This is a genomic window from Domibacillus sp. 8LH (genome assembly GCF_038806185.1).
Taxonomy (GTDB): domain Bacteria; phylum Bacillota; class Bacilli; order Bacillales; family Domibacillaceae; genus Domibacillus; species Domibacillus indicus_A.
This window is the reverse complement of the sequence record NZ_JAVJNG010000010.1, coordinates 46,210-62,908: the sequence shown is the minus strand read 5'-3', so window position 1 is coordinate 62,908 and position 16,699 is coordinate 46,210. Positions and strand designations below refer to the sequence as shown.

The following is a 16,699-nucleotide window of genomic DNA, read 5'->3' as shown; positions in this document are numbered from 1 at the left end:
CACAGGGGCTGATGTATGTACTTCTTCTATCATACAATTTTTTAGAATATTTTCACACTATAAAATCAAATTTTTTGAATGTGCGCCGCTTTCAACTATAATAGATAAGAAAGAAAAGGTGAACTGATGTGTCTTTGGGCATCACGGCCGGCTCATCAGGGTCTTGAAAGAAAAATGGAGCTGGTTAAATGAATATAAACGAACTAAAAGCTTTGTTTGGAGAAAGAACTCCGGATATACTGGGCGGCGAAAATCTAGTCAAGTTTTCAGTCCTGCTGCCGCTTATTCAAAAAAACGGCGAATTGCATGTGCTTTTTGAAGTCCGTTCCCTTTTAATGCGGCGGCAGCCAGGTGAAATTTGCTTTCCGGGCGGCAAAATCGATCAAAGTGACGAGAGCCCCGCTCATGCGGCCATTCGTGAAACGAAGGAAGAGCTGGGAATCCCGGTGGAACATATTGAGATCCTCTTTCCTCTTAATTACATGCTTTCGCCGTTTGGGACAATCATTTATAGTTATGCCGGCCTCATTGACATATCTCATATGCAGCTGAACGAAGCAGAGGTAGGTGAAATATTTACCGTACCGCTTTCATTTTTGCTGCAAACGGAGCCGGAGCTTCACTACGTGGCGCTTAAGCCGGAGCCGGAAGAAAATTTCCCCTATCATTTAATCGTACAGGGAGAGAATTATGCCTGGCAGACGAAGAGAATGGAAGAATATTTTTATCTTTACGAAGACCGGATTATATGGGGGCTGACCGCACGAATTTTAAAGCATTTCCTTGATATCCTGCGTTCTCATCCACATATGCTTGACAAATAGTTAGAATATACGATAATAAAAACAAATATATCAAAATGATGGGATTAGTATACAGACAGCTGCCGGATTAGAGAGGGAGTTCATTGGCTGAAAAACTCCTGCGGAAAAGCACTGTAGAACCTGCCCTAGCCAACATTGCTTATGAAAACATAAGCCGGTCTTTCCCCGTTATGGATGCAGAGTGGGCGCAGTTTTGCGTCAAAAAAGGTGGTACCACGGAAAGCATACCCGTCCTTTATGGACGATTCGGTATGCTTTTTTTTATGGAAAAGGATGAGATAATCAATGAAAAAGCAACGTATTGTCGTAAAAATTGGCAGCAGTTCTTTAACAGATGACAGCGGCAACATTATGGAAGAAAAAATCGCAGATCACACATCTGCGATTGCGGCGATGAAGCAAGCAGGACACGAAGTCATTGTTGTGTCCTCTGGTGCTGTAGCAGCCGGCTTTCGGGCGCTTGGCTACCCCGCGCGGCCGAAAGTAATGGCCGCACGCCAGGCCTCGGCGGCTGTCGGACAAAGCTTATTGATTCAGCGGTATATTGCCCACTTGTCGCCAAAAGGCATTACAACCGCCCAAATGCTGCTTACAAAAGGCGATTTTTATTCAAAAGGACGGTTTCAAAATTTCTACACGTCGATGAGTGAACTGTTAAGCCGCGGGGCTGTGCCGATCATCAACGAAAACGATTCTATTTCGATTGAGGAGTTAACGTACGGAGACAATGATATGCTTTCGGCACTTGTCAGCGGCTTCCTGCAGGCGGACGGCCTGGTCATTTTAACGGATATTGATGGCTTATATGACAGCAATCCGAAAACAAATCCAAATGCAAAACGGTTTAACTTTGTTCCGTCTATTACGGAAGAAATGCTTCAGGCAGCGGGCGGAAGCGGCTCGTCTGTCGGTACCGGCGGTATGAAATCAAAATTGCTGGCTGCAGACAAAGCCCAGTCTCTTGGCGTTTCTGTTTTTATTGGCAACGGAACCGGCGAACGAAAGCTGCTTGATATTATTGAAGGAAAAGGGGCCGGCACCTATATCGGCTCACCGATGCAGCCGCATATGCAGCGAAAAAAACAGTGGCTCGCTCTTCATGCAAAGCCAGCCGGAACGGTTACGGTAGATGCAGGAGCCGAAAAAGCAGTGTTAAAAGGAGGCAAAAGTCTTCTTCCTGTCGGCATCCTGGCTGTAGAAGGCTTGTTTGACGCATTGGATGTTGTAGATATACGCAACCAAAGCGGCGAATTACTCGGCCGCGGCCAGGTCTTTTACTCATCGGTTGATTTAGAAAAAGTAAAAGGCCTGCCCGGTCCTGAAGCAAAAGCTTATTCCATCAACGAACGGGCTGAAGTGATTCACCGCGATAACTGGGTAACATTAAAAAACGAGAGCTAGGAGTGGAAAACATGAGTGAACTATTACAAAAAGCAGCACGGTTGAAAGAAGCATCTTTTGATATGGCAATGAAATCAACAGCCGAAAAAGATGAGGCACTTCTGCTGATTGCGGATGCTTTAGTCGAACAGACACCTTACATTTTAGCGGCAAATGAGCAGGACATGGCCGCTGGACGTGAAGCCGGCTTTACCGATTCTCTGCTTGACCGGCTTCAACTGACGGAAGAACGTTTAATCGCTATTGCTGAAGCAGTCCGCCAGCTGACAAAGCTAAACGACCCAATTGGTGAGACAGTCGAATCGTGGACGACTGAGCATGGCCTTGAGATTGAAACGATCCGAGTACCGCTCGGAGTGGTCGGCATGGTATATGAAGCACGTCCAAACGTAACGGTTGACGCAGCTACTCTTTGCTTAAAAGCAGGCAATGCCGTTCTGCTCCGCGGCAGCACTTCTGCGCTCGAATCCAATAAAGCGCTCGTTTCGGTGATGAAAAAAGCGCTCGAGCAGTCTGCTCTTTCCGCAGATGCGATTCAGCTTTTAGAAGATACAAGCCGCTCTACTGCAGCTCAAATGTTTAAGCTGAATGAATATTTAGATGTATTAATCCCGCGGGGCGGCGCCGGCCTCATTCAATCAGTGATTGAACAGGCAACTGTTCCAGTTCTTGAGACAGGGGTCGGAAACTGCCACATTTTTATTGATGAGTCGGCTCAGCAGGACATGGCTATCGATATCGCGTTAAATGCGAAAACACATCGTCCTTCTGTTTGTAACGCAGCAGAAAGCCTGCTAATTCATCGAAACTGGCCTTATCAGCGCGAGTTGTTTGCGGCTCTTCAGGAAGCCGGCGTAGAAGTACGGGGCGATGATAACCTGACCCATTCCTATGAGTATATTAAAGAAGCATCCGAAGAAGACTGGGGCCAGGAATACTTGGCTATGACGCTGTCTGCAAAGCTCGTTGACAGTACAAAAGAAGCGGTGGCCCATATTAACCGTTACGGCACAAAGCATTCAGAGGCAATTGTGACGGACAATGAAGAAAGTGTGGAGTTATTTTTCCGTGGAATCGATGCAGCAGTTTTATACCGAAATGCGTCTACCCGGTTTACGGACGGAGAACAATTCGGTTATGGAGCAGAGATTGGCATCAGTACCCAAAAACTGCACGCACGTGGTCCTATGGGGTTGACGGCCATTACAACCGTAAAATCCCTTGTTCGCGGATCCGGACAAATACGTCAATAAAAAAGCGGCGAGAGAAATCTCTCGCCGCTTTAGACTGCCCGCAAAGCCCGCTTTCTTACTTTGTCTACGCTCTTGAGCGGCGGAAAAATCCGCCGCTTTTCACATAAACGCTTTGTCAATATAGTTGCTTTGTTTTAAAATCAATCCATCTTCTACAAGCGCTTCCCATATTACGCAATCAAGCGCATAAGGTGCTTCTGCCTGAAGCTCCTTCAACATTTGTTTTGTTACCGTAAAAGAGTGCGAGAAGCCGTCTATAATAAACAAACCGGAAACATAATCCTCCTGTTTGTCCCAGTTGAATAAAAGAAGCGTGTCATAATCCCAGTCTGCCAGCTGTTTTTCCATGCAGTTGATCACGTGAAAAAAAAAGCTTTCCTGATCCATTACTTTAGCCAAATACCCGCGAAGCATTCCAGATGTATTCATATCTCCCATCCCCCTATAGTCCTTGCTGTCTTATAGTTTTTTCTTCCCTTTGCCTGTCCCTTTTAAACGAGAAAAGCGCATCATGTTTTGATGCGCTTTTCACTTTATTTTACCTCATTAATAACAAGCTGTTCACCGTTTTCTTCATAAACAAATGTCACACTTTGGCCAGGTTCCATTGATTCAAATTTTTTCATCGTTTCACTTTCAGCTTCTACTTGATAAGCGTTTGGTACGCCGTCTACTTCAATTTCTACTGTATGCGGATCGGCTACGCCGTTAAATGTCCCCGTTGCTTCTTTTCCCTGCACCGTTTCGGTCACTTCTTCCGTCGCATTTTCTGTAGCTGTTTCGGCTTGTTCTCTCGCGTCGCTTGCGCCCTGTTCAACGGCTGCGCCGGCATCAGCTGCTTTTTCTTTTACCGTATCGGCAGCTTTGCTTGCTTCATCCTGTACACCCTGTGTAGCTTGATCCGCTTCCTCAACGGCTTTTTCAGTTGACTGGGCTGCATTATCAGCTGCCGTTTTGGCATCGCTGGCCGCTTCATCTGCTGCTTGCTCTGCGTCTGTTGTTGTTTCTGTTTCTGTTGTTGTTTCCGTTTCTTGCTGCTCGGTCTGCTGCTCAGTTTGCTCTGTTTCTTCCTGAGGCGCCGTTGTTGTTTCTTCGGCTGTGTTTTCGTTTTCCTCTGGTGATGCATTCTCAGAATCAGCTGAACAGCCGGCAAGAAGTCCTCCAGCTAGTAAAGCGGCTCCCATGAAACCTGTTGCTTTCTTCATTATGTAGCTCCTCCTCATATGTTGTTACCTCACACTATACTTGTTTTTTGTTTTGAAGAAAAGTAATACGATAATAATAGAGGAGAAATGGATGATTTTGACTATTCCGATGGTCCTGCCAGTCAAGGCGGATTCGGCCGGTAACCTTTTTTTAATGGTACAAAAATGGAGTTCATCTGTCTTTGAAGGTTGAACGGATGCAGCTTTCTTTGGTTTTTCCTGTTTCGGTTCATGCTGTTGCGTTCAGTTTGTTCAATCAAGACAATGCCTCTTCTTTTGCCCATTCAAGCACCTCTTTCAATTTAGGAAATAGTCATGCCGCTTCTCTTACTATCATACGGTACAAGTATGAAGAATATGTAAATATGTTATTAAAGATTGTAAATTTATCAATCACCTATCCTGCTTAGCCGAGCAGTGATGTACCTCTCAACTTTCTTTTTCATTTCTGTGAAAAAGCGGTATAATTATGTGTTGAAAGATTAAAGAGGTGTTTTTAAAATGAAAAAAACCATTTCACCCGCGTTTGATCCGTGGGAAAGCTATATGGATATTGACCAGTCCGGCTTTGCCCGGCTGTCTAATATTGAGTTTACGACGACGACACTCTGCAATATGCGCTGCGAGCATTGTGCGGTCGGCTATACGCTTCAAACAAAGGACCCTGAGGCTCTGCCTCTTTCGCTGCTGCTGTCACGCCTGGAGGAAATTCCACATTTGCGCGCGATCAGCATCACAGGCGGCGAACCGATGCTTTCCAAAAAATCAGTTGAACAGTATGTAAAACCATTGCTCAAATATGCCCACGAGCGTGGTGTTTATACCCAAATGAATTCCAATTTGACGATTGATGCCGGGCGTTATGAAGAGATTGCGCCTTTTCTTGATGTTCTGCATATTTCCCATAACTGGGGCACTGTAGACGATTTTGTGGAAGCCGGGTTTGCCAATATGGAGCGTAAACCTTCCTACAGCCAGCGGGAAAAGCTATTTGACCGAATGATCGAAAACAGCCGGATTTTATCTGAGGCAAATGTGATGGTATCGGCCGAGACGATGCTGAATAAACGGACTCTTCCTCATCTTGAACACATTCATAAACAAATTGTCGGGGAAATGAAATGTGCCCGCCATGAGGTTCATCCGATGTATCCAAGTGATTTTGCCAGCGCGCTTGAATCTTTGACGCTTGACGAAACCCGCAGCGCGATCCATCACTTGCTTGATGTTCGTGACCCAGATGTGTGGATGCTCTTCGGAACACTTCCGTTTTTTGCGTGCAGTTCAGATGAACGCGATCGTGAACTTCTGACCCGCCTGCACGAGGAACTGCTCGTAACCGTGCGCAATGACCCGGATGGACGCTCGCGATTAAATGTGAATATTTTTTCCGGTGATGTGATCGTAACCGATTTTGCAGATGCACCGTCGCTTGGCAATATTGCAGACAACTCTCTTCAATCTTCTTTTGAAACGTGGCATCGTTCTGCATTGGCAAATGAAATTGCCTGCCATTGCTCGTCCGTCCGGTGTTTAGGCCCGAATTTACTTGTTAAAAAAGCTTATTATCCAGATACAGATTTTACAACACAAACAGCTTGGACAGAAAGAAAGGAAGTACAGCAATGAAAAAAGAAAAAGCGATTTTTGCTGGTGGGTGTTTTTGGTGCATGGTCAAGCCATTTGACCAATGGGACGGTATTGAATCCGTCATTTCCGGTTACACAGGCGGGCACACAGAAAACCCGACGTATGAGAAAGTAAAAGCCGGCGGCACCGGCCATAAAGAAGCAGTTGAAATCATCTACGATGCCGATATTATTTCATATGAGCAAATCCTTGAGGTATACTGGCAGCAAATCGATCCAACCGATGACGAAGGACAGTTCCAGGACCGGGGTGACTCTTACCGGGCCGTTATCTTTTATTTGTCTCCTGAGCAGCAAAAAGCGGCCGAGGAGTCTAAACGAAAACTGGCAGAGAGCGGTATGTTTAAAAAGCCGGTTGTGACGCCTGTTTTACCGGCTGGTCCGTTTTATCCGGCAGAAGACTACCATCAGAATTTTTATCAAACACACGAGGAAGAATATAAAGCGGACCGGGCACAGTCCGGCCGCGATGAATTTTTAAATGAGCATTGGACAGATCATGAAACGAAGCATTAAGTCAGATGCTGTTGCTGGCTGGATTAAAGATCAAATCGTGCGCGGCAAATGGGCGATTGGCACGAAGATTCCAAGCCAGCGTGTTTTGGCAGAAGAACTGTCTGTAAACCGCAGCACGGTTGTAGCTGCGCTCGAACAGCTGAAAGCGGCTGGAATTATCGAGGGCGTAATGGGAAAAGGAACGATTGTAGCGAGCAATACATGGTCGCTTCTCGCTGCCCTGCCTGCAGAAGATAAAGTACAATCTTTACCAGCAGATACGGGGATTATTGACTTAAGCAAAGGTGAGCTTGCCGAAGATGTTTTTCCGGAAAATTATTTAAATGATGTGCTCAGCCGGCTGTCTGGAAAAATCCATTCACTAGGATATGAAGACCGGGGCGGTTATGAGCCGCTTCGTGAGGCCATTGCCGGGTATATGACCCGGCAGGGAACCAAGGTAGCGCCGTCTTCTATTTTAATTGTGTCTGGTGCTATGCAGGGATTTGGCTTGATTGCATCCGGCCTGCTTGAGCGGGGATCTTCTGTTTTACTCGAAGAGCCTTCTTATCTGTACTCCATCCGTACTTTTCAGTCGCTTGGCATGTCACTCAAAGGCATTGAGATGGATGACGAAGGAGTGAAACTGGATTCACTGCAGAATACTTGGACGTCCGGCCAAAAAGGAGCGCTTTATACCATTCCCTGCTTTCATAACCCGACCGGTATTTTAATGAGCGAAACAAGAAGAAAAGAAATACTGTCTTTTTGCAGCACAAACCGCCTGCCTGTAATTGAAGATGATATTTACCGGGATTTATGGCTTGATGAACCGCCGCCGCCTTCTTTAAAATCAATGGATGAGACCGGTAACGTGCTTTATATTGGCAGCTTGTCAAAAACGTTGAGTCCCGGGCTGCGGATCGGCTGGATCGCCGGTTCTGATTCCGTTATTGAACGGCTGGCGGACTTGAAAATGCAGGCTGATTACGGAACGAGTTCCCTCTCGCAGCGCGTAGCAGCTGAGTGGCTTGGTGAAGGGCTCTATGAACATCACCTTGAATATGTCCGTAAAGAGCTGAAAAAGCGGCGGCAGTCGGCTTCAGAGTCGCTGCAGAGGCACCTGTCAGATGTTGCGCAATGGACAATGCCGAACGGCGGCTTTTTTGTCTGGCTTCGTTTGAATCAGCCTATTTCTTTGAGAGAGTTATATACAGAAGCATTAAATGAAGGGATTTTATTTCATCCGGGAAGTATTTACACAGAGGGTACGTCACGGGCGATTCGGCTGTCGTACGGCTATGCCCGTCCCGATCAGTTTGAAGAAGGCATCAAACGGATGAAAAAATGGATTGTTGCTTTATCAAAATAACTAAAGGAGTATCACACATGGTCATTACAGAACATACACTTGAAAAAATAGAAGATCCATTTGGCATTTTAGAGGGAGATCGATACGAATATCGCCTTTTTGCTTCCGTAGATGAAGAAGATGAGTTATATTCACCAGAAGGCTTTTATATCCGCGTTTTGTACGCAGTAACGGACTCTGGACAGCATATAGCCGGTTTATTTTTGCATAACCGCATAGATGACAGCGTATTGGATTTTGAGCTAGAAGAAGATGAAGTGGAAATGGTTCGCGAATACTGCGCTGCCCACCTTTCCTAAACAGTAAAAACCCCGTCTGCTCTATCAATGCGGACGGGGTTTTTACATGACTTCACTGACGGCCGTTTCCGTAACGATCAATCCCTTCTTCCTTATTGGGCTTTTTGAATATATAACTTCATCTGTTCTTCTGTTAAGTTGTGCATAAAACGGTAAAACGGAATTTTTTTAATTCCAAACGCCTTGCACATTTCCAAGTAATATTCATATGCTTCCCGGTACATCTCCATATTTGCCACCCTTTCTGTTATATAACAATTTATTTTTGTGTTAATTACTATATAACAGAATGGAAGGGTTGTCAATTTCTTTCAATAAAAAAAAGCAGAAAGATTTCTGCTTTTTAATGAATAATCACTTCGTCTTCATCTTCTGGATCTACGGCCTGATCAATAAATACTTTTGTGCGGATAAACCATTTATGTGTTTCATCGGTTTTAGGACTCTGCAAAGGAATCTTGATAGAAAATGGAACCTTATGTGCCTCACTTGCTTTTATATTCCGTTTAAATGGCAGGATCACTTCTTGGAAATGTTTTTCGTGCCATGAAAAATCACTGTCTTCCTTAACTTCTTCGTACTGAAGGTAAAGCAATATTTGAATTTTATCAATCGGCTCTTCCACTTTTCCTCCCTTTATGTAGACATAACCGTTTATCGTTTCTCCCGACGATACCGTTTTTTGATCTATCATCGTATCTACTTTAACGCTTCCTATGCCAATGCTTGAAAAAAAATCTTTCCACATGTACAGCTCCTCCTGTTTTTAGTTTTCTTTTCCCTGAATAAGCTCTTTTTATAACGTTTTTTTGATTATTTTATTTGAATTTTGCACATAATGCATTATTAACAAAATAACGGTAAGCGTTCAAAATTCTTTTTTCCATAATGGATAGAAAAACTTGGTTCCTTTTTTATTGTATGGAAGCAGCTTCATGTCGGCGATCAAATGAGATAAGTATGCAAGCATTAAAACGGTTTGAAGACCCTGAATCGGGAACTTTCGGGCAATTTCAGCGGCAACAAAATAAAAAAGAATCATCCCGATAAAAGAGTGTGTCCATGTCCGATGGGAAACAACAGAAGCAAATATAATGAATAATCCTATGTAAACAATCCATATTTCCTGTATGTACCACCCCGCATATGCGGCGACCGCGCCGGTTAAAAACAGTGATGTTCTTTGCTTAATAAACAGTCTTGGCAGAAGCAGCAGTCCAAGGCTGACAAGAAAGCCGGTTACCTGTTTTACACCGAACAGCATAAAATAACTGTATAAAGCGAGCAGTACACCGGCTGCCGCAAAAAACAACACGAGCCACTTCTTTTCTACCGTAATTTTATTTGCCAGCTTTCCGTTCACATCCAGATCGGGAACTAACGCAGTAACGGCTCCGACAAAACCGAAAAGAGCCATTTCAACGATTGAAGACTGCGACCAGACAGCTATGCCCACCCCTGTAGCAGCCCCAATCACCATATGGGAAGATCCTTTCATGATTCCTCATCCTTTCATCATATAAAAAGCCGCCCTTTTACCGGACGGCTTTTTACTTTTATAAATTGTCCATAACTTGAAGCATCCAGTCTTGTACTGCTTCAATATGCTCTGTAGAAATTTCCATTTCGCATAATACAGTGCCCTTGCCGATAATTTTCAGCACTGGAACAATGGCCGGCTTTTTAGGATTGTAAGAATAAACAACCGTATCGATGTGTTTGATCGGTATCCGCGTATTCGTTACCATCCCTGTGCTTTTTAAGTATCCATTTTCTACTTTCACGCAGTTTTTCTTCCAGCTGTAGGATGATTCGGTTACAACTGCCTGCGCCTGCTCGTCTGTAAAAATTGCCATCTTTATTGATAACTCCTTTTTGTTCACCGCGACTACTTAAAAATAACAGCTTCTATTCCATTTGTAAATACCATTCTAAAGTTTACATAATATTATTACGGTTCGTTTTGGCACAAAAAAATAAAACGGAACTTATTCCGTTTTACATCACTTTTGCTTTGATAAACACTTGTGGATTTTGCGCCTTTATCGCTTTTACGAAACGGTTTGGGTTGCGCAGAATAAAAAAGTAAGAAACATTTGAACGGGTATAAACAGCAATCCGTTCCTTTTTGACGTAAGGACGGATAATATATTTTTCAAAAAAGGATGCATTCTTTGATATTTCACCCATTTCAAACACTTCCACAATCTCATTCATTGGAATAGAGGTTTCCTGGGTGCCATTTTTAACAACAAGCACTCCTTCTTCTACTTTATGTCCAGAGAATACACGACTTGCCCATACTATTCCAGCAATCATTGCAACGACAGCTGCTGCCATATAGATCATACTCATCCTCCTGATCGTTCATCATTCATCTATTTGCCATCCTTATTTTACTCGTTTTTTCTAAAAAAACACCTATTTCCTTCAGAAAAATGTAGCATTCTTGTGACAAATAACCATAATGATATTGACAGCGCTTGCAATTTATGCTTTTTAAAAAAAGACTCTAAAAATGTAAAACAGGTGAAGCGTTTGCTTCACCTGTTATGGTTTCATTCAGAATTATTGTTTTTCAACGTTAGCAGCTTGTGGGCCACGTGGTCCTTCAACCACTTCAAATGTCACATTTTGACCTTCTTCAAGTGATTTGTAGCCTTCACCTTGAATAGCTGAGAAATGAACGAATACATCGTCCTGTCCTTCAACTTCGATAAAACCGAAGCCTTTTTCTGCATTAAACCATTTTACTTTACCTTCTAGCATGTTATGTCCTCCTCGCGCTTAATACGCAAATCTTTTCTTGCTGTTTGCTGCTATTTCAAGATGAAGCACGTAATGTGATATCATTTGAAACGAACGAACAACTGTCTTTACTATATCATCTTTTTTTAGGTGGTGCAACCGCAATCTTTCCATTTTTCTCAATTTCAAGCATCCTTGCTATCTGTAAAAGATGAGCTGGAATATCCCATTTTATCGTACGGTCCGGGTAGACCCACATGCGGATGATATCAAGCTTATCAAGACCAGTCTCAAGCTTTGACACAACCCATTTCATTCGGTCAAGCCCTGGATTTGCCATAATAAACAAGCTTGGGTTTTCAGCTTCTCCCTGAGCACGAATCAGCTTTTCAATCTGGTCTCCTGTATTGCCCCGCAGCTGGTTGTTGTCATAAACCATGCCTTCCTGCTGGCGTTTTCCGCGTGAACCTTTACACTTTATGTAAGCGTACCAGTCCTGTTTAGCGGCGATTAGATCATGGCTCCCGGCTGCGGCTTCAAGCTGGACCGTCCATCCTTGAGCCATTAAATGCTCCGTTACGGCTTCAAGTACTTCTTCCTGTGTTAGAACAAATTCATCCGGCACTTTTAATCGTTCAAGACTAATCGGCACACGTCTTCCCCCCTTTTCTTTTCATATTACATTCCACCCGCATGCCTGGTTTCCCTTCTCAGCGCAGAATTTTCCGCATAATCTGCACGCGATTTTCATAAGGAGGATACAAAAACGGCATGGAAAGCGACGTTTTTTTGCGCAGAATGCTTTTTTTATGGGAAAAAAGTTCGAAGCTTGCTTTTCCATGATAGGCATTCATGCCGGAAGGCCCGACGCCGCCAAACGGAAGATGCGGACTTGATACGTGAAGAAGCGTATCATTGATCGTAGCACCGCCAAACGGAATGGAAGAAACAAGCTTTTCTTCAATTGCTGCCTCTTTTGTAAACGCGTAAAGTGCCAGCGGTTTAGGGAGCTGTTTGACTTTCTTAATGGCCTCGTCGAGCTCCGTATAAGTAAGAACAGGCAAAATTGGACCGAATATCTCTTCTTCCATTAATGCATCGTCCCACTCTGCTTCAACCACAGCAGGCGCAATAAACAAGTCTTCCCTGTCTGCCGCGCCGCCTATAAGAAGGCGCCCGTTCGTCCGCTCGAGCATAGCATGCAGCCGGTTAAACTGCCGTTCATTTACAATACGCGCAAAATCAGGACTTTCCTGCGGCGCTGCCCCGTAAAAATCATGCACAGCAAGCTGCAGTTCTTCCAAAAAAGCACCCTTTGCATTTTGATGTACGAGCACATAATCCGGTGCTACACATGTCTGGCCGGCGTTTGTAAATTTCCCCCATGCAATCCGGCGGGCGGCTTGTTTTAAATCAGCTGAATAGTCTACGAAAGCCGGACTTTTGCCGCCGAGCTCCAGTGTAACGGGGATCAGCTGCTTGGCTGCTGCACCCATTACTACTTTTGCCGTTGAGGCACTTCCGGTAAAAAATATATAATCAAAAGAAGCCTCTAGCAAAGCGGTAACCGTTTCTTTTCCGCCTTCCTGGACACCGATAAACCCGGGCTCAAAAAGTTCTTCTAAAAGGCTTTTAATCACAGCAGAGGTGTGCGGGGTGCTTTCGGAAGGCTTGACCACAACGGTATTTCCAGCTGCAACGGCACCGATCAGCGGTTCAAGAACCAATTGAAACGGATAATTAAACGGGCCGATGATGAGAACACTCCCGTACGGCTCCGGAATAATATAGCTTTCCGCCGGCTGCTGGTATAAAGGAGTAGCGACTTTTTCCGCCGCTGCCCATTCCTTCAGATGATTCTGCATGTATCGAATGCTTTCATATAAGAAGCCGATTTCTGTTGTATACGCCTCGAAGGCACTTTTGCGTAGATCTCGGTGCAGTGCTGCTGAAATCTCATTTTCATACTTTTTTATCGCTTGCTTTAACTCTGTCAGGCGCTCGATTCGCCAATCGATACTTTGGGTGACGCCTGAATCAAAAAAATTCTTCTGGGCCTGCATCATATCGGCCACATTCATGCTTATCAACCCCTGTATGTATATTTCTTTTAGTTTAACAGTCTCCTATAGGAGCGTCAAAAAACACCTTCAAATTTGGGGTAAAGTGCGCTATGATGACACAGAGAGGTGAAGGTTGTGAACATATTGCTTTGGACAGCTGGTGCCGCCATTCAAGCAGCAGCAATGTCGATTTTTTTATTTCCGCACGCCATTTCTTCCGGCGGTGCAGCAGGTATCAGCATTATGATGAATCATGTGCTTCACACTCCCTATGCAGCAACAATCTGGGGAGTGAACGCCATCATGATCGTCCTGGCCTTTAAATGGCTTGGCTTGAAAACAGCGGCCGGCACCATGTATTGTGTGTCGGTTACAGCGACCGTTATTCATTTTTTAACACCGGTTTTTATTGTTCCACCCGCAACAATTTGGCTTGATCTTCCGGCCGGCGCCCTTTTGTTTGGAATTGGGCTTGGCATCCTGTTTAAAGCCGGTGCTTCTTCCGGCGGTATGGATATCGCGGCGCTTATTCTGTCAAAATGGCGGAACTGGGCACCGGGACGAACGTTATTTTACATAAACACGCTGATTTTAATTGCAACGGGAATTGTGGTGGATGTTAAAACCATCCTCTATGCGATTGCCTGTCAATGGATCGCATCACGGATGATTGATTTTATTCAATCTGCTGCGGTTCATCCTCTGCAAAAAAAGGCGCTTCCGAAGCAGTAGCTTCAGGAAGCGCCTTTTTTTATTTGTCGTTCATCGCTGTTTTTAACGTTTCAATATTTTGTTTCATAATCGACATATAATCCTGTTTCTGTTCAATATCTTCTTCTGTCAGTGTAGCGAGATTGTGAAGGCGGAGAGAATCTGCTCCAATTTCGTCTTGAATCACCTTAGCAATTTTAGGCGTTACGTTTTGCTCGAAAATCATATAGTGAATATTATGCTCTTTCGCTGTATCGGCCAAATCTTTCAGCTCTTTTTGTGACGGCTCATCTGTAGACGTTATGCCGGCCACACTCAGTTGTTCAATGCCGTATGATTTTTCCCAGTAGCCGTACGCTGCATGAGATACGAGAATTTCCTTATGTGCTGCTGTATCTGCCATTGTATGGAAAGCTTCATCCAGCTGCTCAAGTTCGGCTGTCAGCGCCTCATAGTTTTTTGTATAAAGTGCTTCTTCATCCGGGTTTAGTTCAACTAGTTCTTCCTTAACAATTTCGGCCATTTGTTCTGCTAACAGCGGATCCAGCCAGATGTGCGGGTCCACTCCACCGTGGTCATGCCCATCTTCTGATTCATGGCTGTGCTCTTCTGCTGCTTCTTCTGATTCAGCGCTATGTTCTTCTGTCCCATGGTCATGTGCCGAATCAAGGTCCACCTGCTCACCTACATTTACCACATGCACATCTTCAGAAGAAAGGGTCTCGGTTACCTTATCTGCAAACGGCTCCAACTGAAGGCCGTTATACAGGAATAAATCAGCTCCAGCGATATCTAATATCGTTTTAGATGTTGGCTCATACGTATGCTCATCTGCTCCTGCAGGCAGCATGCTTTCTACTTTCACCGTATCACCGCCGATGCGCTGGGTAAAATATTGAAGCGGATAAATCGTTGTATAAACCGTCAATGTGTCATCCGCTGCTTTTTTTGTATCCGCTGCTTTGTTTTCTTCATTTCCGCAAGCTGCCAGCATTAAAAGCAAGCCAGCTGCCGCTGCTGTCCATTTTTTCACTTGTATATCCTCCAGAATCGAATGTTTCTTTAATAATATAGTAATCATTCCGATTTGTAAACAGTAATTGTTACGATTTAAAAAAGCACCCACCTTTTGGTGGGTGCCTGCTCGTTATTTCGTTAAAATAATCGGCTCGCCTCTCGTGACAATAACCGTATGTTCAATTTGCGCTACCCGGCTTCCGTCTGGTGTTACAAACGTCCATCCATCTCCTGACTCTTTAATCATATCGGCTTTTTCTGAAACGAACGGTTCAAACGCAATCACCATTCCTTCTTTTAAAAGCGCATTATCCCACGGATCAAAATAGTTTAAAATATGATCCGGTGCTTCATGGAGTGATTTACCAATTCCATGCCCGGTTAAATTTTTAATGACCTCAAATCCATTGCGGCGCGCTTCATTTGCGACTGCTTTTCCAATTTGGTTTTGCTTTGCGCCTGCTTTGATTTTCATTAAGCCGCGCTCAAAAGCCTGCTCTGCCGTTTGGCATAATTTCGTTAAAACAGGATCGCCCTCGCCTACCACAAAGGAAATACCGGTGTCAGCAAAGTAGCCGTCGAGTGACCCGGAAACGTCAATATTTACAAGGTCTCCTTCTTGAATCACACGGCTTCCGGGGATACCGTGGGCCACTTCGTCATTTACACTAATACACGTAAAGCCTGGAAAATCGTATTCCCCTTTTGGCCCTGAAATCGCACCATGCTGCGCAAACAGGCGGCCGCCCAGTTCATCTATTTCTTTTGTAGTCACGCCTGGTTTTGTAAAAGCGCGCATTTCATCGCGAATCGACGCAACGATTTTTCCAATTTTTTGGAGTGCTTGAATATCTTCATCTGTTTTTACAATCATTAAGTCCATTCCTTCACTTTTAATTTTCCATTACTTATTATAGCAGAATGTTAAGAATCTGTTGAAAATATGTATGGATCATGTTTGATGCACCCATGCAATGTTAAACTAATACTATAAGCCGATACCATCCCGACCGAAGGAGTGATTTCGATGACGAAATGCATCATTTTTGATTTTGACGGTACCCTTTCTGATTCTATTCAAATATTTATAAAGGCATACAATGATTTTGCCGAAAAAGAGGGCTATAATCAAGTTTCAATTGAAGAACTTGATGATTTAAAAAAAATGAGCATTCCTGAGCGCTGCCGCCATTTAAATTTCCCAATGCGCAGCATCCCATTTGCGGCTCCGAAGCTGTACCGCTTTATACGTGAATCAAAGGCCTCTCTTCCGCTGTTCCCAGGCATTAAACAAATGCTTGATGAATTAAGCAGCCGCGGCATTCACATTGCGATCATTTCATCTAATGCATCAGATATTATTAACCACTGCTTAAAATCAAATGGGATTCATTACATTCATGATATCTTTTCTTCTAAGTACATCTTCAGTAAAGATAAAATGATCAAAAAATTATTGAAGCAGTACAATTATTCACGGGAAGAGGTTTTTTATGTAGGCGATGAGCAGCGTGATATTGATGCCTGCATGAAAAGCGGACTGCGGGCCGTCTGGGCGTCGTGGGGATACGACCATGAATCTCTCATTTCCGGCGAAGCGTCCAAAGCGGCTGTTCCAGACGATATTGTTGATTTTGCGCTGCGGACATAAAAAAGTGCGGA

General features: G+C 44.2%; 22 protein-coding genes and 1 other annotated feature. Of the genes, 9 read left to right on the top strand and 13 right to left on the bottom strand.

All coding sequences use genetic code 11. From position 1 onward, the window contains the following. The first annotated feature begins 188 nt into the window (after nucleotides 1-188). From RG959_RS13235 to RG959_RS13225, 3 genes are all read left to right on the top strand, one after another. Nucleotides 189-824, top strand: a complete 636-nt coding sequence (locus RG959_RS13235; protein ID WP_342797498.1) for an NUDIX hydrolase — start codon at nucleotides 189-191, stop codon at nucleotides 822-824. 30 nt (nucleotides 825-854) lie between these two features. Further along, nucleotides 855-1,063 (top strand) — a binding site (T-box leader). 46 nt (nucleotides 1,064-1,109) lie between these two features. Continuing rightward, a complete protein-coding gene (proB, locus tag RG959_RS13230; RefSeq protein ID WP_342797497.1) occupies nucleotides 1,110-2,225 on the top strand; it encodes a glutamate 5-kinase in 1,116 nt (371 codons plus the stop codon). Between the two features lie 11 nt (nucleotides 2,226-2,236). Beyond that, nucleotides 2,237-3,478 carry a glutamate-5-semialdehyde dehydrogenase gene (locus RG959_RS13225; RefSeq protein ID WP_342797496.1) on the top strand — a complete coding sequence of 414 codons (1,242 nt, stop codon included), beginning with the start codon at nucleotides 2,237-2,239 and terminating at the stop codon, nucleotides 3,476-3,478. Between the two features lie 99 nt (nucleotides 3,479-3,577). On the opposite strand, the gene RG959_RS13220 is transcribed toward RG959_RS13225, so the two are convergent. The 3 genes from RG959_RS13220 to RG959_RS13210 all read right to left on the bottom strand — a co-directional run bounded on the left by RG959_RS13220 (nucleotide 3,578) and on the right by RG959_RS13210 (nucleotide 4,967). Beyond that, on the bottom strand, nucleotides 3,578-3,907 hold the full coding sequence (locus RG959_RS13220; RefSeq protein ID WP_309088160.1) for a hypothetical protein: 330 nt from the start codon (nucleotides 3,905-3,907) through the stop codon (nucleotides 3,578-3,580). A 104-nt stretch (nucleotides 3,908-4,011) separates the two neighbouring features. Next, nucleotides 4,012-4,683, bottom strand: a complete 672-nt coding sequence (locus tag RG959_RS13215) for a hypothetical protein (protein WP_342797495.1) — start codon at nucleotides 4,681-4,683, stop codon at nucleotides 4,012-4,014. Nucleotides 4,684-4,805: 122 nt separating this feature from the next. Then, complete coding sequence (locus RG959_RS13210) at nucleotides 4,806-4,967, bottom strand: hypothetical protein (RefSeq protein WP_242232955.1); 162 nt, start codon at nucleotides 4,965-4,967, stop codon at nucleotides 4,806-4,808. Between the two features lie 217 nt (nucleotides 4,968-5,184). Between RG959_RS13210 and yfkAB the strand changes: the two genes are divergently transcribed. The 4 genes from yfkAB to RG959_RS13190 are packed head-to-tail and all read left to right on the top strand — an operon-like array spanning nucleotide 5,185 to nucleotide 8,498. Further along, the gene (yfkAB, locus tag RG959_RS13205; RefSeq protein ID WP_342797494.1) at nucleotides 5,185-6,312 is read left to right on the top strand and encodes a radical SAM/CxCxxxxC motif protein YfkAB; all 1,128 of its coding nucleotides are present in this window, start codon (nucleotides 5,185-5,187) and stop codon (nucleotides 6,310-6,312) included. Beyond that, on the top strand, nucleotides 6,309-6,848 hold the full coding sequence (gene msrA, locus RG959_RS13200; RefSeq protein ID WP_342797493.1) for a peptide-methionine (S)-S-oxide reductase MsrA: 540 nt from the start codon (nucleotides 6,309-6,311) through the stop codon (nucleotides 6,846-6,848). The genes yfkAB and msrA overlap by 4 nt, the downstream gene beginning before the upstream one ends. Beyond that, nucleotides 6,814-8,199 (top strand): aminotransferase-like domain-containing protein, encoded by a 1,386-nt coding sequence (locus RG959_RS13195; protein ID WP_342797492.1) that lies wholly within the window; start codon nucleotides 6,814-6,816, stop codon nucleotides 8,197-8,199. The genes msrA and RG959_RS13195 overlap by 35 nt, the downstream gene beginning before the upstream one ends. 17 nt (nucleotides 8,200-8,216) lie before the next feature. Then, complete coding sequence (locus RG959_RS13190; protein WP_342797491.1) at nucleotides 8,217-8,498, top strand: DUF6509 family protein; 282 nt, start codon at nucleotides 8,217-8,219, stop codon at nucleotides 8,496-8,498. A gap of 92 nt (nucleotides 8,499-8,590) precedes the next feature. Here the strand turns inward: RG959_RS13190 and RG959_RS13185 are convergent, their stop codons facing one another. From RG959_RS13185 to RG959_RS13150, 8 genes are all read right to left on the bottom strand, one after another. Next, nucleotides 8,591-8,728 carry a hypothetical protein gene (locus RG959_RS13185; protein ID WP_242232960.1) on the bottom strand — a complete coding sequence of 46 codons (138 nt, stop codon included), beginning with the start codon at nucleotides 8,726-8,728 and terminating at the stop codon, nucleotides 8,591-8,593. Nucleotides 8,729-8,841: 113 nt separating this feature from the next. After that, nucleotides 8,842-9,246, bottom strand: a complete 405-nt coding sequence (locus RG959_RS13180; RefSeq protein ID WP_342797490.1) for a sporulation protein — start codon at nucleotides 9,244-9,246, stop codon at nucleotides 8,842-8,844. A 120-nt stretch (nucleotides 9,247-9,366) separates the two neighbouring features. Further along, on the bottom strand, nucleotides 9,367-9,996 hold the full coding sequence (locus tag RG959_RS13175; protein ID WP_342797489.1) for a metal-dependent hydrolase: 630 nt from the start codon (nucleotides 9,994-9,996) through the stop codon (nucleotides 9,367-9,369). A gap of 58 nt (nucleotides 9,997-10,054) precedes the next feature. After that, complete coding sequence (locus RG959_RS13170; protein WP_242232963.1) at nucleotides 10,055-10,354, bottom strand: hypothetical protein; 300 nt, start codon at nucleotides 10,352-10,354, stop codon at nucleotides 10,055-10,057. Between the two features lie 142 nt (nucleotides 10,355-10,496). After that, complete coding sequence (locus tag RG959_RS13165; protein WP_342797488.1) at nucleotides 10,497-10,847, bottom strand: hypothetical protein; 351 nt, start codon at nucleotides 10,845-10,847, stop codon at nucleotides 10,497-10,499. Nucleotides 10,848-11,066: 219 nt separating this feature from the next. Further along, complete coding sequence (gene cspD, locus RG959_RS13160) at nucleotides 11,067-11,267, bottom strand: cold-shock protein CspD (RefSeq protein WP_242232965.1); 201 nt, start codon at nucleotides 11,265-11,267, stop codon at nucleotides 11,067-11,069. A 115-nt stretch (nucleotides 11,268-11,382) separates the two neighbouring features. Then, a complete protein-coding gene (locus tag RG959_RS13155; RefSeq protein WP_309088184.1) occupies nucleotides 11,383-11,898 on the bottom strand; it encodes a hypothetical protein in 516 nt (171 codons plus the stop codon). A 58-nt stretch (nucleotides 11,899-11,956) separates the two neighbouring features. Next, on the bottom strand, nucleotides 11,957-13,327 hold the full coding sequence (locus RG959_RS13150; RefSeq protein ID WP_342797487.1) for an aldehyde dehydrogenase: 1,371 nt from the start codon (nucleotides 13,325-13,327) through the stop codon (nucleotides 11,957-11,959). A gap of 117 nt (nucleotides 13,328-13,444) precedes the next feature. On the opposite strand from RG959_RS13150, the gene RG959_RS13145 reads away from it, so the two are divergent. Beyond that, nucleotides 13,445-14,041, top strand: a complete 597-nt coding sequence (locus RG959_RS13145) for a YitT family protein (RefSeq protein ID WP_342797486.1) — start codon at nucleotides 13,445-13,447, stop codon at nucleotides 14,039-14,041. A gap of 19 nt (nucleotides 14,042-14,060) precedes the next feature. On the opposite strand, the gene RG959_RS13140 is transcribed toward RG959_RS13145, so the two are convergent. Both RG959_RS13140 and map read right to left on the bottom strand, forming a co-directional pair. Then, nucleotides 14,061-15,053, bottom strand: coding sequence for a metal ABC transporter solute-binding protein, Zn/Mn family (locus RG959_RS13140; protein WP_342797485.1), 993 nt, complete (start codon nucleotides 15,051-15,053; stop codon nucleotides 14,061-14,063). A 114-nt stretch (nucleotides 15,054-15,167) separates the two neighbouring features. Continuing rightward, nucleotides 15,168-15,911, bottom strand: a complete 744-nt coding sequence (map, locus tag RG959_RS13135; RefSeq protein WP_251272356.1) for a type I methionyl aminopeptidase — start codon at nucleotides 15,909-15,911, stop codon at nucleotides 15,168-15,170. Between the two features lie 153 nt (nucleotides 15,912-16,064). Between map and RG959_RS13130 the strand changes: the two genes are divergently transcribed. After that, complete coding sequence (locus RG959_RS13130; protein WP_251272357.1) at nucleotides 16,065-16,688, top strand: HAD hydrolase-like protein; 624 nt, start codon at nucleotides 16,065-16,067, stop codon at nucleotides 16,686-16,688. The last annotated feature ends 11 nt before the right edge of the window (nucleotides 16,689-16,699 follow it).

Coding starts and splice junctions, on each gene's coding strand:
- RG959_RS13165 (WP_342797488.1), bottom strand. CDS start 10,847: ATGATCTATATGGCAGCAGCTGTCGTTGCAATGATTGCTGGAATAGTA.
- RG959_RS13215 (WP_342797495.1), bottom strand. CDS start 4,683: ATGAAGAAAGCAACAGGTTTCATGGGAGCCGCTTTACTAGCTGGAGGA.
- RG959_RS13170 (WP_242232963.1), bottom strand. CDS start 10,354: ATGGCAATTTTTACAGACGAGCAGGCGCAGGCAGTTGTAACCGAATCA.
- RG959_RS13195 (WP_342797492.1), top strand. CDS start 6,814: ATGAGCATTGGACAGATCATGAAACGAAGCATTAAGTCAGATGCTGTT.
- msrA (WP_342797493.1), top strand. CDS start 6,309: ATGAAAAAAGAAAAAGCGATTTTTGCTGGTGGGTGTTTTTGGTGCATG.
- yfkAB (WP_342797494.1), top strand. CDS start 5,185: ATGAAAAAAACCATTTCACCCGCGTTTGATCCGTGGGAAAGCTATATG.
- cspD (WP_242232965.1), bottom strand. CDS start 11,267: ATGCTAGAAGGTAAAGTAAAATGGTTTAATGCAGAAAAAGGCTTCGGT.
- RG959_RS13210 (WP_242232955.1), bottom strand. CDS start 4,967: ATGGGCAAAAGAAGAGGCATTGTCTTGATTGAACAAACTGAACGCAAC.
- RG959_RS13130 (WP_251272357.1), top strand. CDS start 16,065: ATGACGAAATGCATCATTTTTGATTTTGACGGTACCCTTTCTGATTCT.
- proB (WP_342797497.1), top strand. CDS start 1,110: ATGAAAAAGCAACGTATTGTCGTAAAAATTGGCAGCAGTTCTTTAACA.
- RG959_RS13175 (WP_342797489.1), bottom strand. CDS start 9,996: ATGAAAGGATCTTCCCATATGGTGATTGGGGCTGCTACAGGGGTGGGC.
- RG959_RS13235 (WP_342797498.1), top strand. CDS start 189: ATGAATATAAACGAACTAAAAGCTTTGTTTGGAGAAAGAACTCCGGAT.
- RG959_RS13225 (WP_342797496.1), top strand. CDS start 2,237: ATGAGTGAACTATTACAAAAAGCAGCACGGTTGAAAGAAGCATCTTTT.
- RG959_RS13185 (WP_242232960.1), bottom strand. CDS start 8,728: ATGGAGATGTACCGGGAAGCATATGAATATTACTTGGAAATGTGCAAG.
- RG959_RS13150 (WP_342797487.1), bottom strand. CDS start 13,327: ATGAATGTGGCCGATATGATGCAGGCCCAGAAGAATTTTTTTGATTCA.
- RG959_RS13220 (WP_309088160.1), bottom strand. CDS start 3,907: ATGAATACATCTGGAATGCTTCGCGGGTATTTGGCTAAAGTAATGGAT.
- map (WP_251272356.1), bottom strand. CDS start 15,911: ATGATTGTAAAAACAGATGAAGATATTCAAGCACTCCAAAAAATTGGA.
- RG959_RS13180 (WP_342797490.1), bottom strand. CDS start 9,246: ATGTGGAAAGATTTTTTTTCAAGCATTGGCATAGGAAGCGTTAAAGTA.
- RG959_RS13190 (WP_342797491.1), top strand. CDS start 8,217: ATGGTCATTACAGAACATACACTTGAAAAAATAGAAGATCCATTTGGC.